Source organism: Mucilaginibacter lappiensis (assembly GCF_900155965.1).
Classification (GTDB): Bacteria; Bacteroidota; Bacteroidia; order Sphingobacteriales; family Sphingobacteriaceae; genus Mucilaginibacter; species Mucilaginibacter lappiensis.
This window is the reverse complement of record NZ_FTMG01000010.1, coordinates 202,867-219,416: the sequence shown is the minus strand read 5'-3', so window position 1 is coordinate 219,416 and position 16,550 is coordinate 202,867. Positions and strand designations below refer to the sequence as shown.

General features: G+C 41.1%; 19 protein-coding genes. 9 read left to right on the top strand and 10 right to left on the bottom strand.

Features of this window, described 5'->3' with window-relative positions; translation table 11 throughout:
* Positions 1-5 precede the first annotated feature (5 nt).
* A complete protein-coding gene (locus tag BW976_RS18920; protein ID WP_076375321.1) occupies positions 6-221 on the top strand; it encodes a hypothetical protein in 216 nt (71 codons plus the stop codon).
* A 58-nt stretch (positions 222-279) separates the two neighbouring features.
* Here the strand turns inward: BW976_RS18920 and BW976_RS18915 are convergent, their stop codons facing one another.
* Positions 280-831, bottom strand: coding sequence for a hypothetical protein (locus BW976_RS18915; protein WP_076375319.1), 552 nt, complete (start codon positions 829-831; stop codon positions 280-282).
* A gap of 72 nt (positions 832-903) precedes the next feature.
* Here BW976_RS18915 and ung point away from each other — a divergent pair, with 72 nt between their 5' ends.
* Entirely contained in the window at positions 904-1,581 is a 678-nt protein-coding gene (ung, locus tag BW976_RS18910) for a uracil-DNA glycosylase (RefSeq protein ID WP_076375317.1), read from the top strand.
* A 124-nt stretch (positions 1,582-1,705) separates the two neighbouring features.
* Here ung and BW976_RS18905 read toward each other — a convergent pair whose 3' ends face one another.
* The gene (locus BW976_RS18905) at positions 1,706-2,176 is read right to left on the bottom strand and encodes an Lrp/AsnC family transcriptional regulator (RefSeq protein WP_076375315.1); all 471 of its coding nucleotides are present in this window, start codon (positions 2,174-2,176) and stop codon (positions 1,706-1,708) included.
* Between the two features lie 141 nt (positions 2,177-2,317).
* Here BW976_RS18905 and BW976_RS18900 point away from each other — a divergent pair, with 141 nt between their 5' ends.
* From BW976_RS18900 to smpB, 3 genes are all read left to right on the top strand, one after another.
* Positions 2,318-2,971 (top strand): metal-dependent transcriptional regulator, encoded by a 654-nt coding sequence (locus BW976_RS18900; RefSeq protein ID WP_076375313.1) that lies wholly within the window; start codon positions 2,318-2,320, stop codon positions 2,969-2,971.
* Positions 2,968-4,851, top strand: a complete 1,884-nt coding sequence (locus BW976_RS18895; protein WP_076375311.1) for an Nramp family divalent metal transporter — start codon at positions 2,968-2,970, stop codon at positions 4,849-4,851. Before BW976_RS18900 ends, BW976_RS18895 begins: the two co-directional genes overlap by 4 nt.
* A 165-nt stretch (positions 4,852-5,016) precedes the next feature.
* Positions 5,017-5,472, top strand: coding sequence for an SsrA-binding protein SmpB (gene smpB, locus BW976_RS18890; protein WP_076375309.1), 456 nt, complete (start codon positions 5,017-5,019; stop codon positions 5,470-5,472).
* 178 nt (positions 5,473-5,650) lie between these two features.
* Here smpB and BW976_RS18885 read toward each other — a convergent pair whose 3' ends face one another.
* Entirely contained in the window at positions 5,651-6,310 is a 660-nt protein-coding gene (locus BW976_RS18885; RefSeq protein WP_076375307.1) for a protein-L-isoaspartate(D-aspartate) O-methyltransferase, read from the bottom strand.
* Between the two features lie 190 nt (positions 6,311-6,500).
* Here BW976_RS18885 and BW976_RS18880 point away from each other — a divergent pair, with 190 nt between their 5' ends.
* On the top strand, positions 6,501-6,923 hold the full coding sequence (locus tag BW976_RS18880; protein WP_076375305.1) for a GxxExxY protein: 423 nt from the start codon (positions 6,501-6,503) through the stop codon (positions 6,921-6,923).
* A 51-nt stretch (positions 6,924-6,974) separates the two neighbouring features.
* Here the strand turns inward: BW976_RS18880 and priA are convergent, their stop codons facing one another.
* Both priA and BW976_RS18870 read right to left on the bottom strand, forming a co-directional pair.
* Positions 6,975-9,464 (bottom strand): replication restart helicase PriA, encoded by a 2,490-nt coding sequence (gene priA / locus BW976_RS18875; protein ID WP_076375303.1) that lies wholly within the window; start codon positions 9,462-9,464, stop codon positions 6,975-6,977.
* 106 nt (positions 9,465-9,570) lie between these two features.
* Complete coding sequence (locus BW976_RS18870) at positions 9,571-9,957, bottom strand: DUF423 domain-containing protein (protein WP_076375301.1); 387 nt, start codon at positions 9,955-9,957, stop codon at positions 9,571-9,573.
* Positions 9,958-10,042: 85 nt separating this feature from the next.
* On the opposite strand from BW976_RS18870, the gene BW976_RS18865 reads away from it, so the two are divergent.
* Complete coding sequence (locus tag BW976_RS18865; RefSeq protein ID WP_076375299.1) at positions 10,043-11,638, top strand: hypothetical protein; 1,596 nt, start codon at positions 10,043-10,045, stop codon at positions 11,636-11,638.
* A 137-nt stretch (positions 11,639-11,775) separates the two neighbouring features.
* On the top strand, positions 11,776-13,248 hold the full coding sequence (locus BW976_RS18860; RefSeq protein ID WP_076375297.1) for a DUF5723 family protein: 1,473 nt from the start codon (positions 11,776-11,778) through the stop codon (positions 13,246-13,248).
* 21 nt (positions 13,249-13,269) lie between these two features.
* On the opposite strand, the gene tsaB is transcribed toward BW976_RS18860, so the two are convergent.
* From tsaB to rpmH, 4 genes are all read right to left on the bottom strand, one after another.
* A complete protein-coding gene (gene tsaB / locus BW976_RS18855; RefSeq protein WP_076375294.1) occupies positions 13,270-13,962 on the bottom strand; it encodes a tRNA (adenosine(37)-N6)-threonylcarbamoyltransferase complex dimerization subunit type 1 TsaB in 693 nt (230 codons plus the stop codon).
* Positions 13,963-14,062: 100 nt separating this feature from the next.
* Positions 14,063-14,305 (bottom strand): membrane protein insertion efficiency factor YidD, encoded by a 243-nt coding sequence (gene yidD / locus BW976_RS18850; RefSeq protein ID WP_076375292.1) that lies wholly within the window; start codon positions 14,303-14,305, stop codon positions 14,063-14,065.
* Between the two features lies 1 nt (position 14,306).
* Complete coding sequence (locus BW976_RS18845; RefSeq protein ID WP_245834739.1) at positions 14,307-14,720, bottom strand: ribonuclease P protein component; 414 nt, start codon at positions 14,718-14,720, stop codon at positions 14,307-14,309.
* A 67-nt stretch (positions 14,721-14,787) separates the two neighbouring features.
* Positions 14,788-14,946 (bottom strand): 50S ribosomal protein L34, encoded by a 159-nt coding sequence (gene rpmH / locus BW976_RS18840; protein WP_076375290.1) that lies wholly within the window; start codon positions 14,944-14,946, stop codon positions 14,788-14,790.
* Between the two features lie 141 nt (positions 14,947-15,087).
* Here rpmH and BW976_RS18835 point away from each other — a divergent pair, with 141 nt between their 5' ends.
* Positions 15,088-15,963, top strand: a complete 876-nt coding sequence (locus BW976_RS18835) for a ChaN family lipoprotein (RefSeq protein WP_076375288.1) — start codon at positions 15,088-15,090, stop codon at positions 15,961-15,963.
* Positions 15,964-16,053: 90 nt separating this feature from the next.
* Here BW976_RS18835 and mscL read toward each other — a convergent pair whose 3' ends face one another.
* Complete coding sequence (gene mscL, locus BW976_RS18830) at positions 16,054-16,464, bottom strand: large-conductance mechanosensitive channel protein MscL (RefSeq protein WP_076375286.1); 411 nt, start codon at positions 16,462-16,464, stop codon at positions 16,054-16,056.
* Between the last annotated feature and the right edge of the window lie 86 nt (positions 16,465-16,550).

Sequence of the window (16,550 nt, the reverse complement as noted above, 5' to 3'; positions counted from 1 at the left end):
AAGTCATGACCAATTCAATTTTGGAGATCACCGAGAACGAATACCTGATCAAACTGAACAGAAGTAACTTCAACTTGTCGTTCATCAGGAGTTTATTAAAGATGGTCGAAGTGGCCAATCCGACCGAAGAAAGCGACTATTCTTATAGCGACCGCGTTGTATCGCCTTACCAGAACCATTCTGCTACTGCCGATTATTTCAGCGCTATTGACGAGAAATAAAAAAGGGATGCTTTCGCGTCCCTTTTTTTATTTTATTCCTTATTATTTTCTTTCCTGATTAAAACTGGCGATATCCGCCCCTTACTACCTGTTGCTTGTCCATCTGAGCCAGTTGTCCTTTCATCATCTTGATCTGCTCGGCGAGTAATTTATTCTTATCATCTTTTGTAGCTTCTGAAAGATACATCTGCGCCTCGCGTTTATTACGTTTAGCCATAGAGATACCCGCCAGGCTTAATTTAGCCAAAGCCGTATTATGCGACATTTTCATACCCAACTGAAGCGCTTTTTTAAAGTATTTTTCAGATTTCATTGGCGCCTTGCGCGATTCGATCAAACCTATCAGTAAGTTATAATAACCATGCTGGTTTTTATGCAGCTGTTTTTCGTAATCAGTGATCTTCATTAACCAGGCCTCGGCTTTTTCTGAATTTTCTTTACGCAGGTAAAACTGCGATATGAGCATATTCTCGTTAAAAAAGAAGCTCAACAGCACAATACCGCCCAAAAACAAAACTAAAATCCCCCAGCCCCAAAATCCGAAGGCACAAAGCGCAACAGCCGCACCGAACAGTACACAGGCTATAATTAGCCTAACAATATTTGACATAATTTATGATACTATATATTGAGTACAAATATCCGTTAATTTGTACGCTTAATCAACATTATATCAATATTTATGGCAAATGCATTAGACCCCTCCTGGATGGATGTTTTGAAAGACGAGTTTGGGAAAGACTATATGATAAAATTAAAGGATTTTTTACAAAAAGAAAAGGCAGCAGGACAAGTGGTTTACCCCAAAAACAGTGAAATTTTTAACGCGTTTAACACCACTCACTTTGATGATGTAAAAGTGGTAATACTAGGCCAGGATCCGTACCACGGCGCTCATCAGGCCCATGGGCTTTCCTTTTCGGTACAAAAAGGCATCGCTACTCCCCGTTCGCTCATCAATATTTATAAAGAACTGCAAACCGATATCCCAGGATTTAAAATACCAGCCCACGGCAATCTGGAAGACTGGGCCAAACAGGGTGTATTACTTTTAAATGCTACTTTAACGGTAAGGGCCAGCAGTCCGGGTTCGCATCAAAAACAGGGTTGGGAAGAGTTTACCGACGAGGTGATCAAAACCATATCCGACAAAAAAGCAGGCATTGTATTTATACTCTGGGGAGCGTTTGCCCAATCAAAAGCGACATTGATTAATGAGAAAAAACATTTTATCCTGAAATCACCGCACCCCTCCCCCTTCTCCGCCGACCGTGGTTTTTTTGGCAGCAAACCGTTTTCAAAAACCAATGAGATATTAAGAAGAGAAGGAAAAGCAGAGATCAACTGGCAGATAAGTTGAGAAGAGAATCAAGAAACTAGAGTCAAGAATCAAGAGTTTTTGTAAATAAGTTATAAAACTAAAAAAGTCAAGAATCACGATATTTATCTTGATTCTTGACTCTAATTTCTTGCCTCTAAAAGAACTAATATTCCAGCGGCACAATCGGCTCCTTTTTGCTGGTTGACATGATCATCATGGTCTGGAAAGTTTTTACTACCGTGATACGGCTTATCTTTTCCATGATCAATTGTTCGTATGATTTGATGTCGCGCACATAAACTTTCAGTAAAAAGTCGCACTGGCCGGTTACGTGGTGGCACTCCGTTACTTCTTTAATGTGTTTGATCTCATCCAGAAATGTTTGAATGGTATTTTTCTGATGAAAATCAAGCGATATCTGTATAAAGGTTTTGATACCCAGGCCCAATTTTTCCTCATCCACCAGGGCATGATAGCTCTTGATGTATGCGGCGTTTTCCAGCTTACGTACACGCTCTAAGGTTGGTGCCGGTGAAAGCCCTATCTCATTTGAAAGTTGAAGGTTGGTTATTCTTCCGTTTTCCTGTAATATCTTAAGTATTTGAAGATCTATTTTATCTAATTCCGCAGCCATCAGGTTACAATAATGTACGCAAATATACAGTTTTCCTCTGTTCACAAAATTATATTTCTCTTAAAAGTAATTCAGCAAAAATATATTTCCCGCGTTTTTCATAATTTAGATAAGTCTAAATTTTTTATTAGATTTGTATAAATGAATACGTTAGCCGAGGAAAACTATTTAAAATCCATCTATCATCTGTCTATTAATGCCGAAAACGTGAGCACCAATCAAATTGCCGCGTCATTAAACACCAAGGCTTCGTCGGTAACGGATATGCTTAAAAAGCTGGCTGACAAGGCGCTGATTAACTATACCAAATACCAGGGTGTTAGCCTTACCTCCTCCGGTGAGAAGATAGCGGTAAATATCATCCGCAAACACCGGCTCTGGGAGTACTTCCTGGTAGAAAAGCTCAAGTTTAAATGGGACCAGGTACATGATATGGCCGAAGAAATGGAGCATATATCATCAGCCGAACTGATTGACCGGTTGGATGAGTTTATGGATTACCCACAGCACGACCCGCACGGCGAACCCATACCCGATTGTAATGGCCGGTTTAAAGCCTCGGAGCTGAAGCCCATATCAACGTTAAGTGTACATGACAGCGGTACCATATCCGGCGTGCGCGACCACAGCTCATCGTTTTTACAATACCTCGAAAAACAGCAGCTTACGCTCGGAAAAAAAATATCCATCATGGAAATTGTAGAATTTGATCATTCTATGATCATACAAATGGAAAACAAAAAAGAAATACATATCAGCCGCGAGGCGGCCAATAATTTACTGATAGCTTTATGACCGATAACCACAATCAATCATTAGGAGATGTACACAGTTCGGTTAACACCGAAAACAAAACAGGCTGGCGCAAAATAATGGCCTTCCTGGGGCCGGCCTATCTGGTAAGTGTAGGTTATATGGATCCGGGCAACTGGGCTACCGATATTGCCGGCGGCAGCGCATTCGGTTATAAACTGATATGGGTATTGTTTGCCTCCAACCTGATAGCGCTCCTTTTACAATCGCTCAGCGCCCGCCTGGGCATCGTTCGCGGGCTCGACCTGGCACAGGCATCTAAAAATGCCTATCCGCGTTTTGTGAATTTCTGGCTGTACATACTGGCGCAAATAGCCATTATAGCCTGCGACCTAGCCGAGATCATCGGTATGGCCATCGGCTTAAAACTGTTGTTTAATCTACCGCTGATATGGGGTGTATCGCTTACCATTACTGACACCATCCTCATGCTTTATTTAATGAACAAGGGCATGCGCAAACTGGAAGGCTTTATCATATCCATGATATTTATTGTTGGGCTATCCTTTTTAATAGAAATGTTTATTGTGAACCCCAGCGTAGTTGAAATTGCCAAAGGCTTTGCCCCGGGTAATTTAAGCGGTGAATCGTTATATATTGCTATTGGTATTATTGGCGCTACAGTGATGCCGCATAACCTGTACCTGCACTCTTCGCTGGTGCAAACCCGGCAGATCACCCGAACAGACGCGGGCATTAAATCGGCTATTAAATTTAATTTATTTGATACCGTTATAGCGCTTAACCTTGCCTTTTTGGTGAACGCGGCTATACTGATACTGGCAGCCACCGCGTTTTATAAGAATGGCTATTTTAAGGTTGCTGAGATACAGGATGCCTATAAATTACTGGAACATATTTTTGGTCGGGTCGCACCTGTTCTTTTTGCCATCGCCTTGATTGCCTCGGGTCAAAGTTCAACCATTACAGGTACCCTTGCCGGGCAAATTATTATGGAGGGCCATATTAACCTGCGTATTGAACCCTGGCTGCGCCGTTTGCTTACCCGCGTACTGGCTATTGTTCCGGCCGTTTTCACGATCATTTATTTTGGAGAAAATGGATTAGGTAGCCTGATCATATTAAGCCAAGTGGTATTGAGTTTACAATTGGGCTTCGCGGTTATCCCGCTAATCCACTTTACATCTGACAAAAAACGAATGGGTAAATTTGCTATCACTTTTAAAGTAAAAGTACTGGCCTGGATTTGCGCCGTCCTTATTGTTGCGTTGAACGCCAAACTGGTATACGAACAATTATTTGACTGGATAAAAGAATATCCATCCTCGGCTATCTGGATCTATGTCCTGGTTTTTCCCATTGTACTTGCTGTAGCTGTATTACTGATATATGTATTTTTCAGACCGATGCTGTATAAGCATAAAGATCAGCCGGTTTACGCACCACATGGCATTGCCAGTGCTATTACCGAACTTGATGCTATTACCTATAAACATATAGCTATCACTATCGACTTTTCAAAAAATGACAACGACTGTTTACGCCACGCCATCATGCAAGGTGGGAAAAAGGCCACTTATACCCTGATCCACGTAGTAGAAACTGCCGGCGCACGCTACTACGGTAAACAGGTGATGGACAGTGAAACTCAAAGTGATGCTGACAACCTGGATAAGTATGTTACCACGTTGCAAAACCTGGGCTATAAGGCACAGGCACAAATTGGTTATGGTAACCCTGCAAGTGCTATAGCCAAAATAGTAAATGAAGAAAATGTTGACTTTATAGTGATGGGGTCGCACGGTCATAAAGCGCTTAAAGACCTCATTTTTGGCACAACCGTAAACTCGGTAAGGCATATGGTAAATGTACCGGTGCTGGTGGTAAAGCCAAGTAGGTAATCCTGCCCCACCCAATCCTCCCCGGAAGGGAGGGCTTTGAAAATAAAGTCTCCCCAACCGGGGGAGATTATTCACATTATTATTCGTTTTTAGCGTTCATGAGGGTTGCACCATTTAGAGGGGGCGGAAATTTTACGTAAATTTGCACCTCACCGAAAGGAAAACATGACTACTCAGGATAAAGTATATATAAAAAACAAGAAGGCTTATTTTGAATACCACATATTGGATAAATATGTAGCCGGTATTCAATTATTGGGCACCGAAATTAAGTCGATACGGGAGGGCAAAGCCAATATTAATGATGCTTTTTGCACCTTTATTAATAACCAGCTGTTTGTACGTAACCTGCATATATCCGAATATTCATACGGGTCGTTTTACAACCATGAGGCCAAACGCGATCGTGTGCTGCTGCTCACCAAAAAAGAACTCAAAAAACTCCTGACCCGCGGCGAAGAAAAAGGACTGACCATTGTACCGTTGGCCTTATTCATCAGCGAGCGTGGTTTTGCCAAGCTGGAAATTGGCTTGGCCCAGGGTAAAAAGACATTTGACAAACGCGAAACCCTAAAAGAACGCGACACCAAAGTTGAGATGGATAGGGCGATGAAAAGATAACCCCTTTTGGATGTGCAGATGTGCGGATTTCAGATGTGCAGATGTTTTTTTATGAAATAATGAAGCCCCACTTTGATTAAGTCGGGCTTTTCCTTTTATGATTCAATGATCACTTCTAATTCATTTATCATTTGGTACCTCATCTGCACATCTGAAATCCGCACATCTGCACATCTATCTACCACGCCTTATCCCCCACCAATGGTACAAATCTGAAAGTATCCAGTACAATCTTTTCGTAATCGTGTTCGGCAACTTTGAGTACGGTTACCATTTTTTGGGTTTCTTCGTCGCCTACCGGGATTACCAGTATGCCTCCTATTTTCAGTTGTTTCAACAATACATCGGGCACGGTAGGTGCACCGGCCGTGACAATAATTTTATCATATGGAGCGTGTTCTGCCTTACCGATGGAACCATCGCCACAAAAGAAGTGGGGCTTGTAGCCCATTTTTTCGGGCAGGATAAACCGGGTACGTTCATACAGTTTTTCCTGGCGCTCAATAGTATAAACTTTAGCGCCAAGCTCCATTAATATACAGGTTTGATAACCCGAACCTGTGCCAATTTCCAATACTTTATCCCCTTTGCGAATGTGCAGCAATTCGGTTTGGTAAGCAACAGTATATGGCTGCGATATGGTTTGCCCCTCGCCTATTGGAAAAGCAATATCGCTGTAGGCCTGTTTCCAGAAAGTTTCATCAAAAAAATAGTGGCGTGGTACTTTGCTTATGGCCAGCAACACCTCTTCATCCTGGATACCTTTTTTTCGCAGGATGTCAACCAATCGTTTCCGGGCGCCTTTTTCGCGGTAATTATCAATATACTTATAAGCCATTTATACGGCAAAGTTAGCAGGAATTTTTACACGATTTAAGGATTAGAAAGGATTACAGGACGAGGTGCCAGTAAACGCTTCATTAACAAACCTTAACAATTTTTAAACAATTTAGACCTCAGAAATGATATCAGCGAGATTTATATCTAAATTTATATACTTAACCCATACCGATATCACTACATAATTTATGACGTTTAAATCAAAAGAAGAAATCAATAATGTAACGCACAAAATTATTGGTTGTGCTATGCAAATTCATAAAACTTTGGGTTGCGGCTTCCAGGAAGCTATTTATCAAAGAGCACTGGCGATTGAAATGAAGATAGCAGGGTTATCTTTTGAAAGGGAAAAAGAAATGTCTATATTTTATCGGGATGAACTAATAGGCAATAGAAGAGTAGATTTCTTTATTGAAGAATGTGTGATGTTAGAATTAAAAGCCGTTGAAACCATTATTGATCTTCATAAGAATCAAGCCATAAACTATTTAGAAGCATATAACTTGGCTGATGGCTTACTGATAAATTTTGGAGGAATAAGCCTGGATTTTAAACGCGTATACAACAAAAAATTGGTCACACCACAGAATCATCCAATAGCTAAACCCTAATATAGAAGAGTCAAAAAAATCCTGTAAATCCTTCCCAATCCCTTAATCGTGTCAATACGGATCAACATCGGGCTGAATAATACTTCCCTTGCTTAATTTAGTGGTTTGAAACTGGGTGATCACATCCCGCAATATGGCTTTAGCCTTAACAATAGATATACCATCCCGCTCAAATTTGAGCATGATGGATTTGATATAATAATTACGGATACGACTGATTAATGGCGACTCGGGACCTATTACCCGTTCGCCAAAATGCCTGCGCAGTTCATTACCGAGATAATTAGCCTGGTTATATAATACATCAGGATCTTTGTGTTTAATATCCAGGTTGATGATGCGGTAGAACGGGGGATATTTAAAGCTTTTGCGCTCCTCCATTTCTGTAAAATACAGATCGTTATAATCATTGGCAATCACCTGTTTAATAACGCGGTGATTAGGATCATAAGTTTGAATGACTACCTTACCCTGCTTGCCTCTTCGCCCAGCACGACCGCTCACCTGCGCCAGCATCTGGAAACTGCGTTCGTTGGCCCGGTAATCCGGGAATTTGAGCATGCTATCTGCATTAATGATACCGATAAGGGTGACATCGGCAAAGTCAAGTCCTTTGGCTACCATTTGGGTACCCACCAGTATGTCTATTTTTTTCTCTTCGAGATTGTTCAGGATGGTTTGCAGCGAGTTACGGGCGCGGGTAGTATCCAGATCCATTCGGGCAATACGCGCATCGGGTAATAACAGACTTAGTTCATCTTCTATTTTCTCGGTACCAAAACCTTTATATTCCAGGTGCGTTGAGCCACAAGCCGGACAAACAGATGGCGAATCCTCCTTATAGCCACAGTAGTGGCAATGCAGTTTGCCACTGCTTTTATGATAAGTAAGACTCACATCGCAATTGATACATTTCGGCGTGTAGGCGCATATTTTACACATGAGCACCGGCGCGTAACCACGGCGGTTTTGAAACAGGATCACCTGCTCCTTATTGATCAACGCCTGGTTGATCCCCTCCATCAATACGCTGGTAAAATGCGACTGGATGGTTTTTTGTTTAGTCTCGTGACTGATGCTTACTACCTGCACATCTGGCAATTGTACACCACCGTAGCGCTCGGTAAGCTCAGCAAAACCATACTTATGGGTGCGGGCATTAAAATAACTTTCAAAAGATGGTGTGGCCGAACCCAGCAACACCTTTCCCCGATGTGTGTGGGCCAGAAAAATGGCTGCATCACGGGCGTTGTAACGCGGGGCAGGATCAAACTGCTTATAGGACGTTTCATGCTCTTCGTCAACCACAATAAGTCCGAGATCATTAAAAGGCAAAAACACTGATGAACGGGCACCAAGGATCACCTTGTAATCATTGTTCAACACCTTTTGCCAAACCTCCACTCTTTCGTTATCGTTAAACCGGGAGTGATAAACACCGATATCGGCGCCAAAATATAGTCGCAGCCGTTCAATAATATGTGTGGTCAACGCAATTTCGGGTAACAGATAAAGTACCTGCCGGTCGCTGCGCATCATTTCTTCTATCAGCCTGATATAGAGCTGCGTTTTGCCCGATGAGGTTACGCCATGCAATAGCACCACATCCTTTTCCTGATATTGCTTACGCACACTTTCCAGCACTTCGGTTTGCTGTTCGCTCAGCTCAAAGTTACTGTTCAGTTCTTCTTCCTCCTCAAAATGCAGGCGACTCACATTTTTTTCCTCGGCTATAAGAATTTCCTTTTCTATAAGCGATTTAATACTCGATTCGCCGGCGCCGCTTTCTTCTATCAGCTCGTTCTTGGTGATGGCTTTCTGATGCCTTGCCAGTTTAATATACGCCAGCAGCGCATCGGCTTGTTTAGGGGCACGTTTTTCCAATATCGGAAAAAGTTCCCGCAAATTATCGGGATGATTATAAACCGGGTTCAGCGTAATAAAAGTACGCTTACGGGGTTTGTAACGTTCGCTTACTTCTTCGGATATATGGATGATGTTTTTCTCAAACATCAGCTTCAGGATAGGCATTACCGTTTTTTGGCCAAGTAATTTGGCAATATCACTTACAGTAAGTTCTGGCTGGATATCCAGGGCCTCTACAATCAGAAATTCTTTATCATGCAGGGTTGAGCGGTCAATATCGTAATCTTTATTGAGCACAATACGGGTTTCGCTGGCCAGTTTCAGGGCAGCGGGCAGCGCAGCGTTCATCACCTCACCAATATTGCACATATAATAATCGGCCAGCCATTGCCAAAAATGTAGCTGATGAGGTGTTACAACCGGCTGGTCATCCAGAATCTCAATAATGTATTTCGCCTCGTACTTTTCAGGCGCAAGCGTACTAATCTCTTTAACGATGGCGGTATATAGCTTGCTTTTACCAAACTGTACCACCACCCTTTTACCTATAGCGATGGCGTCATTTTGCTCATACGGTACCCGGTAGGTATAATTCTTTGAAATTGCCAGCGGTAAAATCACTTCGGCAAAAAGCGTTTTACGATCGGTATGTTCAATTTCAGCAAATTCTAACATGTATATTCTAAATCCTAAACTCTAATTTCTAAATCCTAAACTCTAATTCCCTACTCTTGATTTTTTATCCAAAAATCCTTGCTCCAATAATCCTTTGTCCCAAAAATCACTTATTCCGAAAAGCAGCAATAGCCAACATCAGCCAACCTAAAATGAACAGTAGACCACCCAGCGGCGTGATTGGGCCAAGCGCCATCAGCCAATCCCAACCCAACAGGCTACGGCATGATAACAGGTATAATGAGCCAGAAAAAAACAGGATACCAAAGCTAAAAAAGTAATAAGCCAAGGCTATCTGGTTATTTTTAAACCGCGCAAAAGTTGAAAGGAAAAGCAAAGCGAATACATGGTAAAAGTTATACTGTACAGCGGTATGCCATACCTCCAGATCGGCGGCAGATAAACGACCTTTTAATCCATGCGCACCAAAGGCCCCGGTAATAACGGCCAGCATACCAAAAACCGAAGCCGTGATAATTATTTGTTTGTTCATGCAGATATAAAAAGCTAAGTTAACCAATTGAAAGTATTACTTTAATGGCGCAGGGTAAAATTCTATCTTTGTAAAGCAATCCGCTATGAAACGTCTGATAGTTATCACCTTAATTTTGCTTGCCGCTGCTATCGCTATAACAGTTGTTTACTTTAAAAACTTAAGTCCGCCGGGGGTACGTACCGGCCAGGTGATGCATACCATACCAGACAACGCCACCGCAGTATTTGAATTTAACAGCGAAAAGGGGTTTTACGACATTTTTAAGGGCAACCAGCTACTCAGCGCGGTTATTGGTAAAGATAAACTAGCCGATCTGGATACACTGCGTAAGTTATTAATTACCTCACCACAACTGGAGCGTTTTTTTGATGGGCAAAATGTATTTATCTCGGCACATCCATCCAACGGCAACGACATTAATCTGCTTATCACCATACCCACCACCAACGATTTTAAAACAGATGCATTTACTAACTTAAATACACAGCCCAATAGCGGCTTATCTGTAACTCCGATACATAACACGGTTGGGACAACTTATGATGTGTTGGTTAAGGCCATCAATAAGCACTTTTACATCACCCAAAAAGAGAATAATATTTTTGCCGGAAGCTTTTCAAAAGAGCTGATAGACCAAAGCCTTTTATACAAGGATGATAAAAACAGGAACATTTTTATTCCACTGCCCGAACAGCAAAATGCCAACTCCCTGGCTAACCTCTATATTAACTACAACCAACTTACTCCCCTGTTTGATCAGATATTTAAAAACAAGAACACCGATATTTTTAAGAGTTTTAAGCTATTACCCGCATTAGCGGCCCTCACATTAAACTTTAAGAACGATGCTTTGATGTTCAGCGGTTTTACCAGCATACAACACAACCATACAGCCAGCTATTTAAATTTATTTGCCGATCAGCAACCGGTGGTGAATCACTTAAAGGATATTTTTCCATCCACTACAGCTTATACTATCAACTTTGCGGTATCTGACCCAGCAAAGTTTTCTGCCGGCCTTTCACAGTGGCACATTAAAGCGGGAATCAGTAACGAGAAAGACCAGCTTTTTAGTAAAATAAAGGCAGAAACCGGGATATTTTTAAAGCCCGAATTTGAACACTTACTTAGCAATGAGTTTGCTGTAGTTACTACCCGTTACCAGGAAAAATACGCTATTGTTTCTGTTAAGGATGGTTCAAAGCTGAGACCCATTATGATGAACATCAGCACCATGATCAGTGACAATATCGGGCAGTTTAATTATGACAAAGTTCCGTTTTATCTCTTAGGCGATGCTTTCAGCATTTTCAGAAAGCCTTACTTTATGATCATCGATAATTACCTGGTATTGGCAGCTACATCTTCTGAGCTCACGAGCTACTCAGACACTTACTACAACCGAAAGTTTATTAGCAAAACAGATCAATATAACCAGTTTGACAACCTACAGGCCGAAAGAAGCAACGTTGCTTTTTTTATCAACTTTAAAAACTCACAATCTATTCTCAAAAGAGACCTGAAAGATGCTTTTTATGATGCTTTCGAAAACTCAGATCCCGGCTGGAAAAGTTTTTACGCCGCATCATATCAGTTTAGCGCTTCTGATAAAAACTTCTACACCAACCTATGTATGCGCCTGAATAATACCGACAGTACCGCTACTCCAATTAAATAAAAAAACACACAACCATACGCTAACAATTCCCGTTAAAAGGGGCTGTTGTGTTTGCAATATTTCCCTGCAGTTTATGGAAATATTTCCCACTGGTTTAAAATAAACCATTACTAAACAGAAAGTTGGCAAATTATCGTATGAATAAAAATAAGCTATTAATTGTCTTTGGTATATTATTTTTCTCTTTATCAGCTTCTGCTCAACAATTTTCGCAATACAATACAGGCACCCTGTATGATTCTTTCGAAAACCCCTCACAACGATCGTTTATTCCCGACTCCAGCCGACAATATGCCTTTAACTTTCTTATCCCAAACTTTAATGTTAATACGTACTTAACCGGCAACGCACAACGTACCTTTAAAAGCAAATTATTTGGCAGTAATTCGCAATACTATACCGATAACTTACAAATAGGCCAGGGCAAATACAATCACTTTAATGCCAACATTAATGCCTATGCCATTATGTTTAAGCTATTCTCGAGTTTTAATGGCGATGTGGAAATCGGTTTTTCGGCACAAACCAAAGCAGAGGCACGGGGGCTTTTTTCAGATGAATCATTTGCCCTGCTAAACGGCACCAGGAACTTCCCTAATGATAATTATACCAACATATTTAATGACAACTACCGGTATCAGGCTTATCACCAGATAAGCTTTTCATACCGCGAACGGGTTAACAAAAAGATAGCAGTAGGTTTTAAAATAAGCGCGTTGCTGGGTATCGAATATCAGGAGTTTAACATCAACCACTCACAAGTTACTTTCGACCGTACTAACCCCAATAATCCAAGCGCGTTACTAGGCTTAACCGGCCGATATTATGCCAATTACATACCCGGTCAGCGAGATGCGCGTGACTACCTGCCCAATCTGCGTAACCCCGGTGCCGCTATTAGTTTCGGACTTTCGTACATTACAGACGACCGTGTAACTATACAAGGTAATATTAAAGATCTGGGCTTTATTCACTGGAGCAACCGGTCGGCTACTTATGATTTTAATAACAGTGGCATGATCAATAATTTGGGTTCACAGCACTTTGCGGATACACTTTATAATCGCGTGCGTACCATCATGCAGGATAATAATAACAAAACGGTTAAACCGCTCACAACTGCCACAAACGGTCTTGCCGAGCTGAGCGCGACCAAAAGTTACTGGATAGGTTATGGTAATACGTGGAAGTACTCGCCTACGCTTATAGCTTCAAAAGCATTGTTCTACCCGGATTTTAAAGGAGCTTTGGTTAATCATTTTAATTACCGTGGTCTTTTTACAGCTACCCTTACTACAAGTTATGACGATATGCATTTTTTTAATATCGGTACACAGCTCATGATCAAATCGCCCAATACCGAATTTTACATAGGTACAGAAAGATTGACCAATACCAGTAAATTGGCAGCTGCAGCTTTACATAACAATTCGCAAATAAATCAGGTGGGTAATTATTCGGGAGGCGATTTCTATTTAGGATTTACCCTGAAATTTGGACGTGTGATTGAACATCCCATGAATGCCAGCATTATCCCAATGGGCGAAAAAGGTTTTTTTGGTCGCCTGTTTGGTCGTTTGTTTAAAACCAGCACCAATAAAGGCGTCTAGATAATCAGGAAGCCATTCTATTTATAAAGCTTTCTTTCCGGCGATAAAATCTTTGAGATAGTAGGGTTCAAAATAAGCCACATCCACAAATTCTTTTTTGTCGAACTTTTCAGCAGCTTTATGAGTCAGGAAAGTTGCCGAATTAACAAAGCCCGGTAAAAATTGAGCATTAGGGTTAGCGCCTAGTGTAGCCTCGCACTTATCGGCACCATCGCCAAAAAATATAATCCGGTGTTTGTTGAGTTCTTCAGCAAAGCTGTGTTCATCTATAATATCGGCAGAGGTTGACCTTACTTTTTGGCCATGAACATCAAACAAGGCACAATAAACCTCCATACGGCGGGCGTCAATCATAGGGCATAATAGTACATCCTCGTCAACTGTAAAATCATCACCATGAATAATACCATAAGCCATAGCCTCTAGTGTTTCAATGGCTATGAGCGGCTTATCCAGGGCAAAACACAAGCCTTTAGCTGTTGAAACCCCAATCCGGAGACCGGTATAAGAACCCGGGCCGCTACTCACGGAAATAGCATCAAGGTTATCATAAGTTAAATTTGCCGAGGCCACCAACTCATCAATAAACAAAGTAATCACCTCTGCATGTATGTTACGCTCGTTTATCTGCTTAAATGCTACAACCTTACCGTCAACAGCCAGGGCTACTGAACAAGAAGTGGTTGCGGTTTCAATTTGTAAAATAACACTCATCTTTTTTAATCTTAAGTCTCGAGTCTTAAGTCTTGAGTTATAAGCTCTGAATCTAAGGCTTATGACCTACTACTCAGAACTCAAGACTTAGAACTTAATTTCAAGGTACCGGGTCATGGCCGTGCCCACCCCAGGGGTGACAGCTGGCAATGCGTTTCAAAGTTAACCATCCACCCTTAAAGGCTCCATGCTTTTTGATAGCTTCTACCCCATATTGTGAACAGGTTGGCGTATATCGGCAGGAAGCGCCTGTAAGTGGAGAGATAAAATATTGATATATCTTAATCAGCAGTATAAAAATACCGCCTACAATTGCCTTCAATATGTTAACCAACGCCTTCATATCACTTCGCTGGGATACTATTTGCAGCTGTTAATTGCTCCGCAAGCTGGCCAAGCATCTTCAGCATCTTTTTTTCGATAACGCTATAAGGAACAATTTCTTTACCAATATACCCTACCGATAGTAAAATTTTTTTATCGGCTGTTACGAGTAAATTATACAGGTATTGCTGCTTGTGCAGCCTGTACGACTCGCGCATACACCTTTTTAGTAAATTACGGTCAACAGCATGCTTGTAACGCTTTTTTGAAACCGAAAATAAAATCTGGGTTGGGAATAGTTGTGGTTCTGAATTAAATAACCACGAAGCTTTGAAGGGATAACACAAAAAAGAAGAACCGTTATGAAAAAGCTTATCAATAAGCCTTTTGTTACATAATCGTTCTTCTTTTTTAAAAGTATACATAGTTGCCATTATTTGAACCGGAGACATTAAGCATATAAACGGTCCATGTCCCTATGAAAGGACCAAGCAACCAGGATTATGCTTTATGACGACCCTCGTCAGAAACTGATAATCTTTTTCTGCCTTTAGCTCTTCTGGCTGCTAATATTCTTCTACCGTTAGCAGTTGACATGCGCTCACGGAAACCGTGTTTGTTTCTTCTTTTTCTTTGAGAAGGCTGGAAAGTTCTTTTCATGACTGTATATTTTTATTCTATTTCGATCTTTTTAAAAACAAGAGCGCAAATGTAGTAATTTTTCAAAACATTTCAAATACTATTTTTCTTATTTGTTGCTCTATGTTTCTTGCTGTAAATTAAGCACTTTAAAACCGCAATATGAAATCATTACTTATCCTGCTCTTAATAGGTTTACCGTCAGTTGTTTTGGGACAGGATACAGCCCCTTCTCATTACAAAATATATAGCACAGCCGATCAAAAAATGGTTGCAATTAAGGATATTATTGACCAAACCAACAAAATTGATGTACTATTTTTTGGCGAAGAACACAACGATTCAACTGCCCACAACCTGGAATTTGCTTTATTTAGGGGCTTAGCAGAAAAATATCCAAACCGGACAGCACTTTCTATGGAAATGTTTCAAACCGACTGCCAGCTGGTTTTAAACGAATATCTTAATGATCTTATCCGCGAAAAAAATCTGTTAACCGATGCCCGCGCCTGGCCAAATTATAAAGATTACCGGCCGTTGGTTGAGCTGGCTAAGCTCCAACACTTACCGGTTGTGGCCGCCAATGCGCCCTCACGTTATACTAATATGGTTACCCGTAATGGTCTTGGAAGCCTGCAACAACTGAGCGTTCAGGCCAAAAGCTACCTGGCACCCCTCCCTATTGATACGGCTACCGGGGCTTACTACGATAAGTTTGTTAAAATCATGGGCGGGCATGAAGCGATGGCCGGTATGCAGATCTATCAATCACAAAACCTGTGGGACGCCACTATGGCCTGGTCAATAGCACAGTTTCTTAAAATCCACAGCGGGTTTAAAGTATTGCAGCTTAACGGAGGCTTCCACAGCGAAGAAAAGCTGGGCGCGGTTGCCCAACTCAAAAAATACACCCCCAAAACAAAGGTGTTAACCATAGCTTCTTATAGCGGGGAAAATTTAGATAACCCGGATTGGGCAAAATTTAAAACCCTGGCAGATTATGTTATTTTAACAGATACAAAATTACCAAGAGAATAAGAGAAGATTAAAGACAAAAGGATCAAGGATTAAAGACAAAAAGCATCTTCATCCATGATCCTTTGATATATTTCCTTGTCTTTGATCTGATTATGCTTTTTTAGCTAACAGATCGCGTATTTCAGTAAGTAAAGTTTCTTCTTTTGTTGGTACAGGATCTGCAACTGGTGCTACCTCCTCTGGTTTTTTAAGTGAGTTTATAGCTTTTACTACCATAAAGATACAAAAAGCAACAATCACAAACTCGATAACCGTGTTGATGAAGCTACCATAATTGATAGATACATCGGCTATCTTTTTCGCCGGATCGCCCGCCTTAAGAAGGATTTTTAAGTTTTTAAAATCAATGCCCCCAGTAACATAGCCAATTGGCGGCATAATTACATCATTTACCAATGAGGTAACTATTTTACCAAAAGCGGCACCGATGATAACGCCCACTGCAAGGTCAACAACGTTGCCGCGCATGGCGAACTCCTTAAACTCTTTGATTATTGCCATAATGATAGATTTTAGTTAATAATTTAGTTCAGGTAATGGTATAAATAGGTTTTAGTTTTAACTAAAGTAGCGAATAAATTTTAATG

Coding starts and splice junctions, on each gene's coding strand:
- BW976_RS18920 (WP_076375321.1), top strand. CDS start 6: ATGACCAATTCAATTTTGGAGATCACCGAGAACGAATACCTGATCAAA.
- smpB (WP_076375309.1), top strand. CDS start 5,017: ATGACTACTCAGGATAAAGTATATATAAAAAACAAGAAGGCTTATTTT.
- BW976_RS18895 (WP_076375311.1), top strand. CDS start 2,968: ATGACCGATAACCACAATCAATCATTAGGAGATGTACACAGTTCGGTT.
- BW976_RS18905 (WP_076375315.1), bottom strand. CDS start 2,176: ATGGCTGCGGAATTAGATAAAATAGATCTTCAAATACTTAAGATATTA.
- BW976_RS18900 (WP_076375313.1), top strand. CDS start 2,318: ATGAATACGTTAGCCGAGGAAAACTATTTAAAATCCATCTATCATCTG.
- BW976_RS18835 (WP_076375288.1), top strand. CDS start 15,088: ATGAAATCATTACTTATCCTGCTCTTAATAGGTTTACCGTCAGTTGTT.
- ung (WP_076375317.1), top strand. CDS start 904: ATGGCAAATGCATTAGACCCCTCCTGGATGGATGTTTTGAAAGACGAG.
- BW976_RS18860 (WP_076375297.1), top strand. CDS start 11,776: ATGAATAAAAATAAGCTATTAATTGTCTTTGGTATATTATTTTTCTCT.
- BW976_RS18885 (WP_076375307.1), bottom strand. CDS start 6,310: ATGGCTTATAAGTATATTGATAATTACCGCGAAAAAGGCGCCCGGAAA.
- BW976_RS18870 (WP_076375301.1), bottom strand. CDS start 9,957: ATGAACAAACAAATAATTATCACGGCTTCGGTTTTTGGTATGCTGGCC.
- BW976_RS18915 (WP_076375319.1), bottom strand. CDS start 831: ATGTCAAATATTGTTAGGCTAATTATAGCCTGTGTACTGTTCGGTGCG.
- BW976_RS18880 (WP_076375305.1), top strand. CDS start 6,501: ATGACGTTTAAATCAAAAGAAGAAATCAATAATGTAACGCACAAAATT.
- tsaB (WP_076375294.1), bottom strand. CDS start 13,962: ATGAGTGTTATTTTACAAATTGAAACCGCAACCACTTCTTGTTCAGTA.
- rpmH (WP_076375290.1), bottom strand. CDS start 14,946: ATGAAAAGAACTTTCCAGCCTTCTCAAAGAAAAAGAAGAAACAAACAC.
- priA (WP_076375303.1), bottom strand. CDS start 9,464: ATGTTAGAATTTGCTGAAATTGAACATACCGATCGTAAAACGCTTTTT.
- BW976_RS18845 (WP_245834739.1), bottom strand. CDS start 14,720: ATGGCAACTATGTATACTTTTAAAAAAGAAGAACGATTATGTAACAAA.
- BW976_RS18865 (WP_076375299.1), top strand. CDS start 10,043: ATGAAACGTCTGATAGTTATCACCTTAATTTTGCTTGCCGCTGCTATC.
- mscL (WP_076375286.1), bottom strand. CDS start 16,464: ATGGCAATAATCAAAGAGTTTAAGGAGTTCGCCATGCGCGGCAACGTT.
- yidD (WP_076375292.1), bottom strand. CDS start 14,305: ATGAAGGCGTTGGTTAACATATTGAAGGCAATTGTAGGCGGTATTTTT.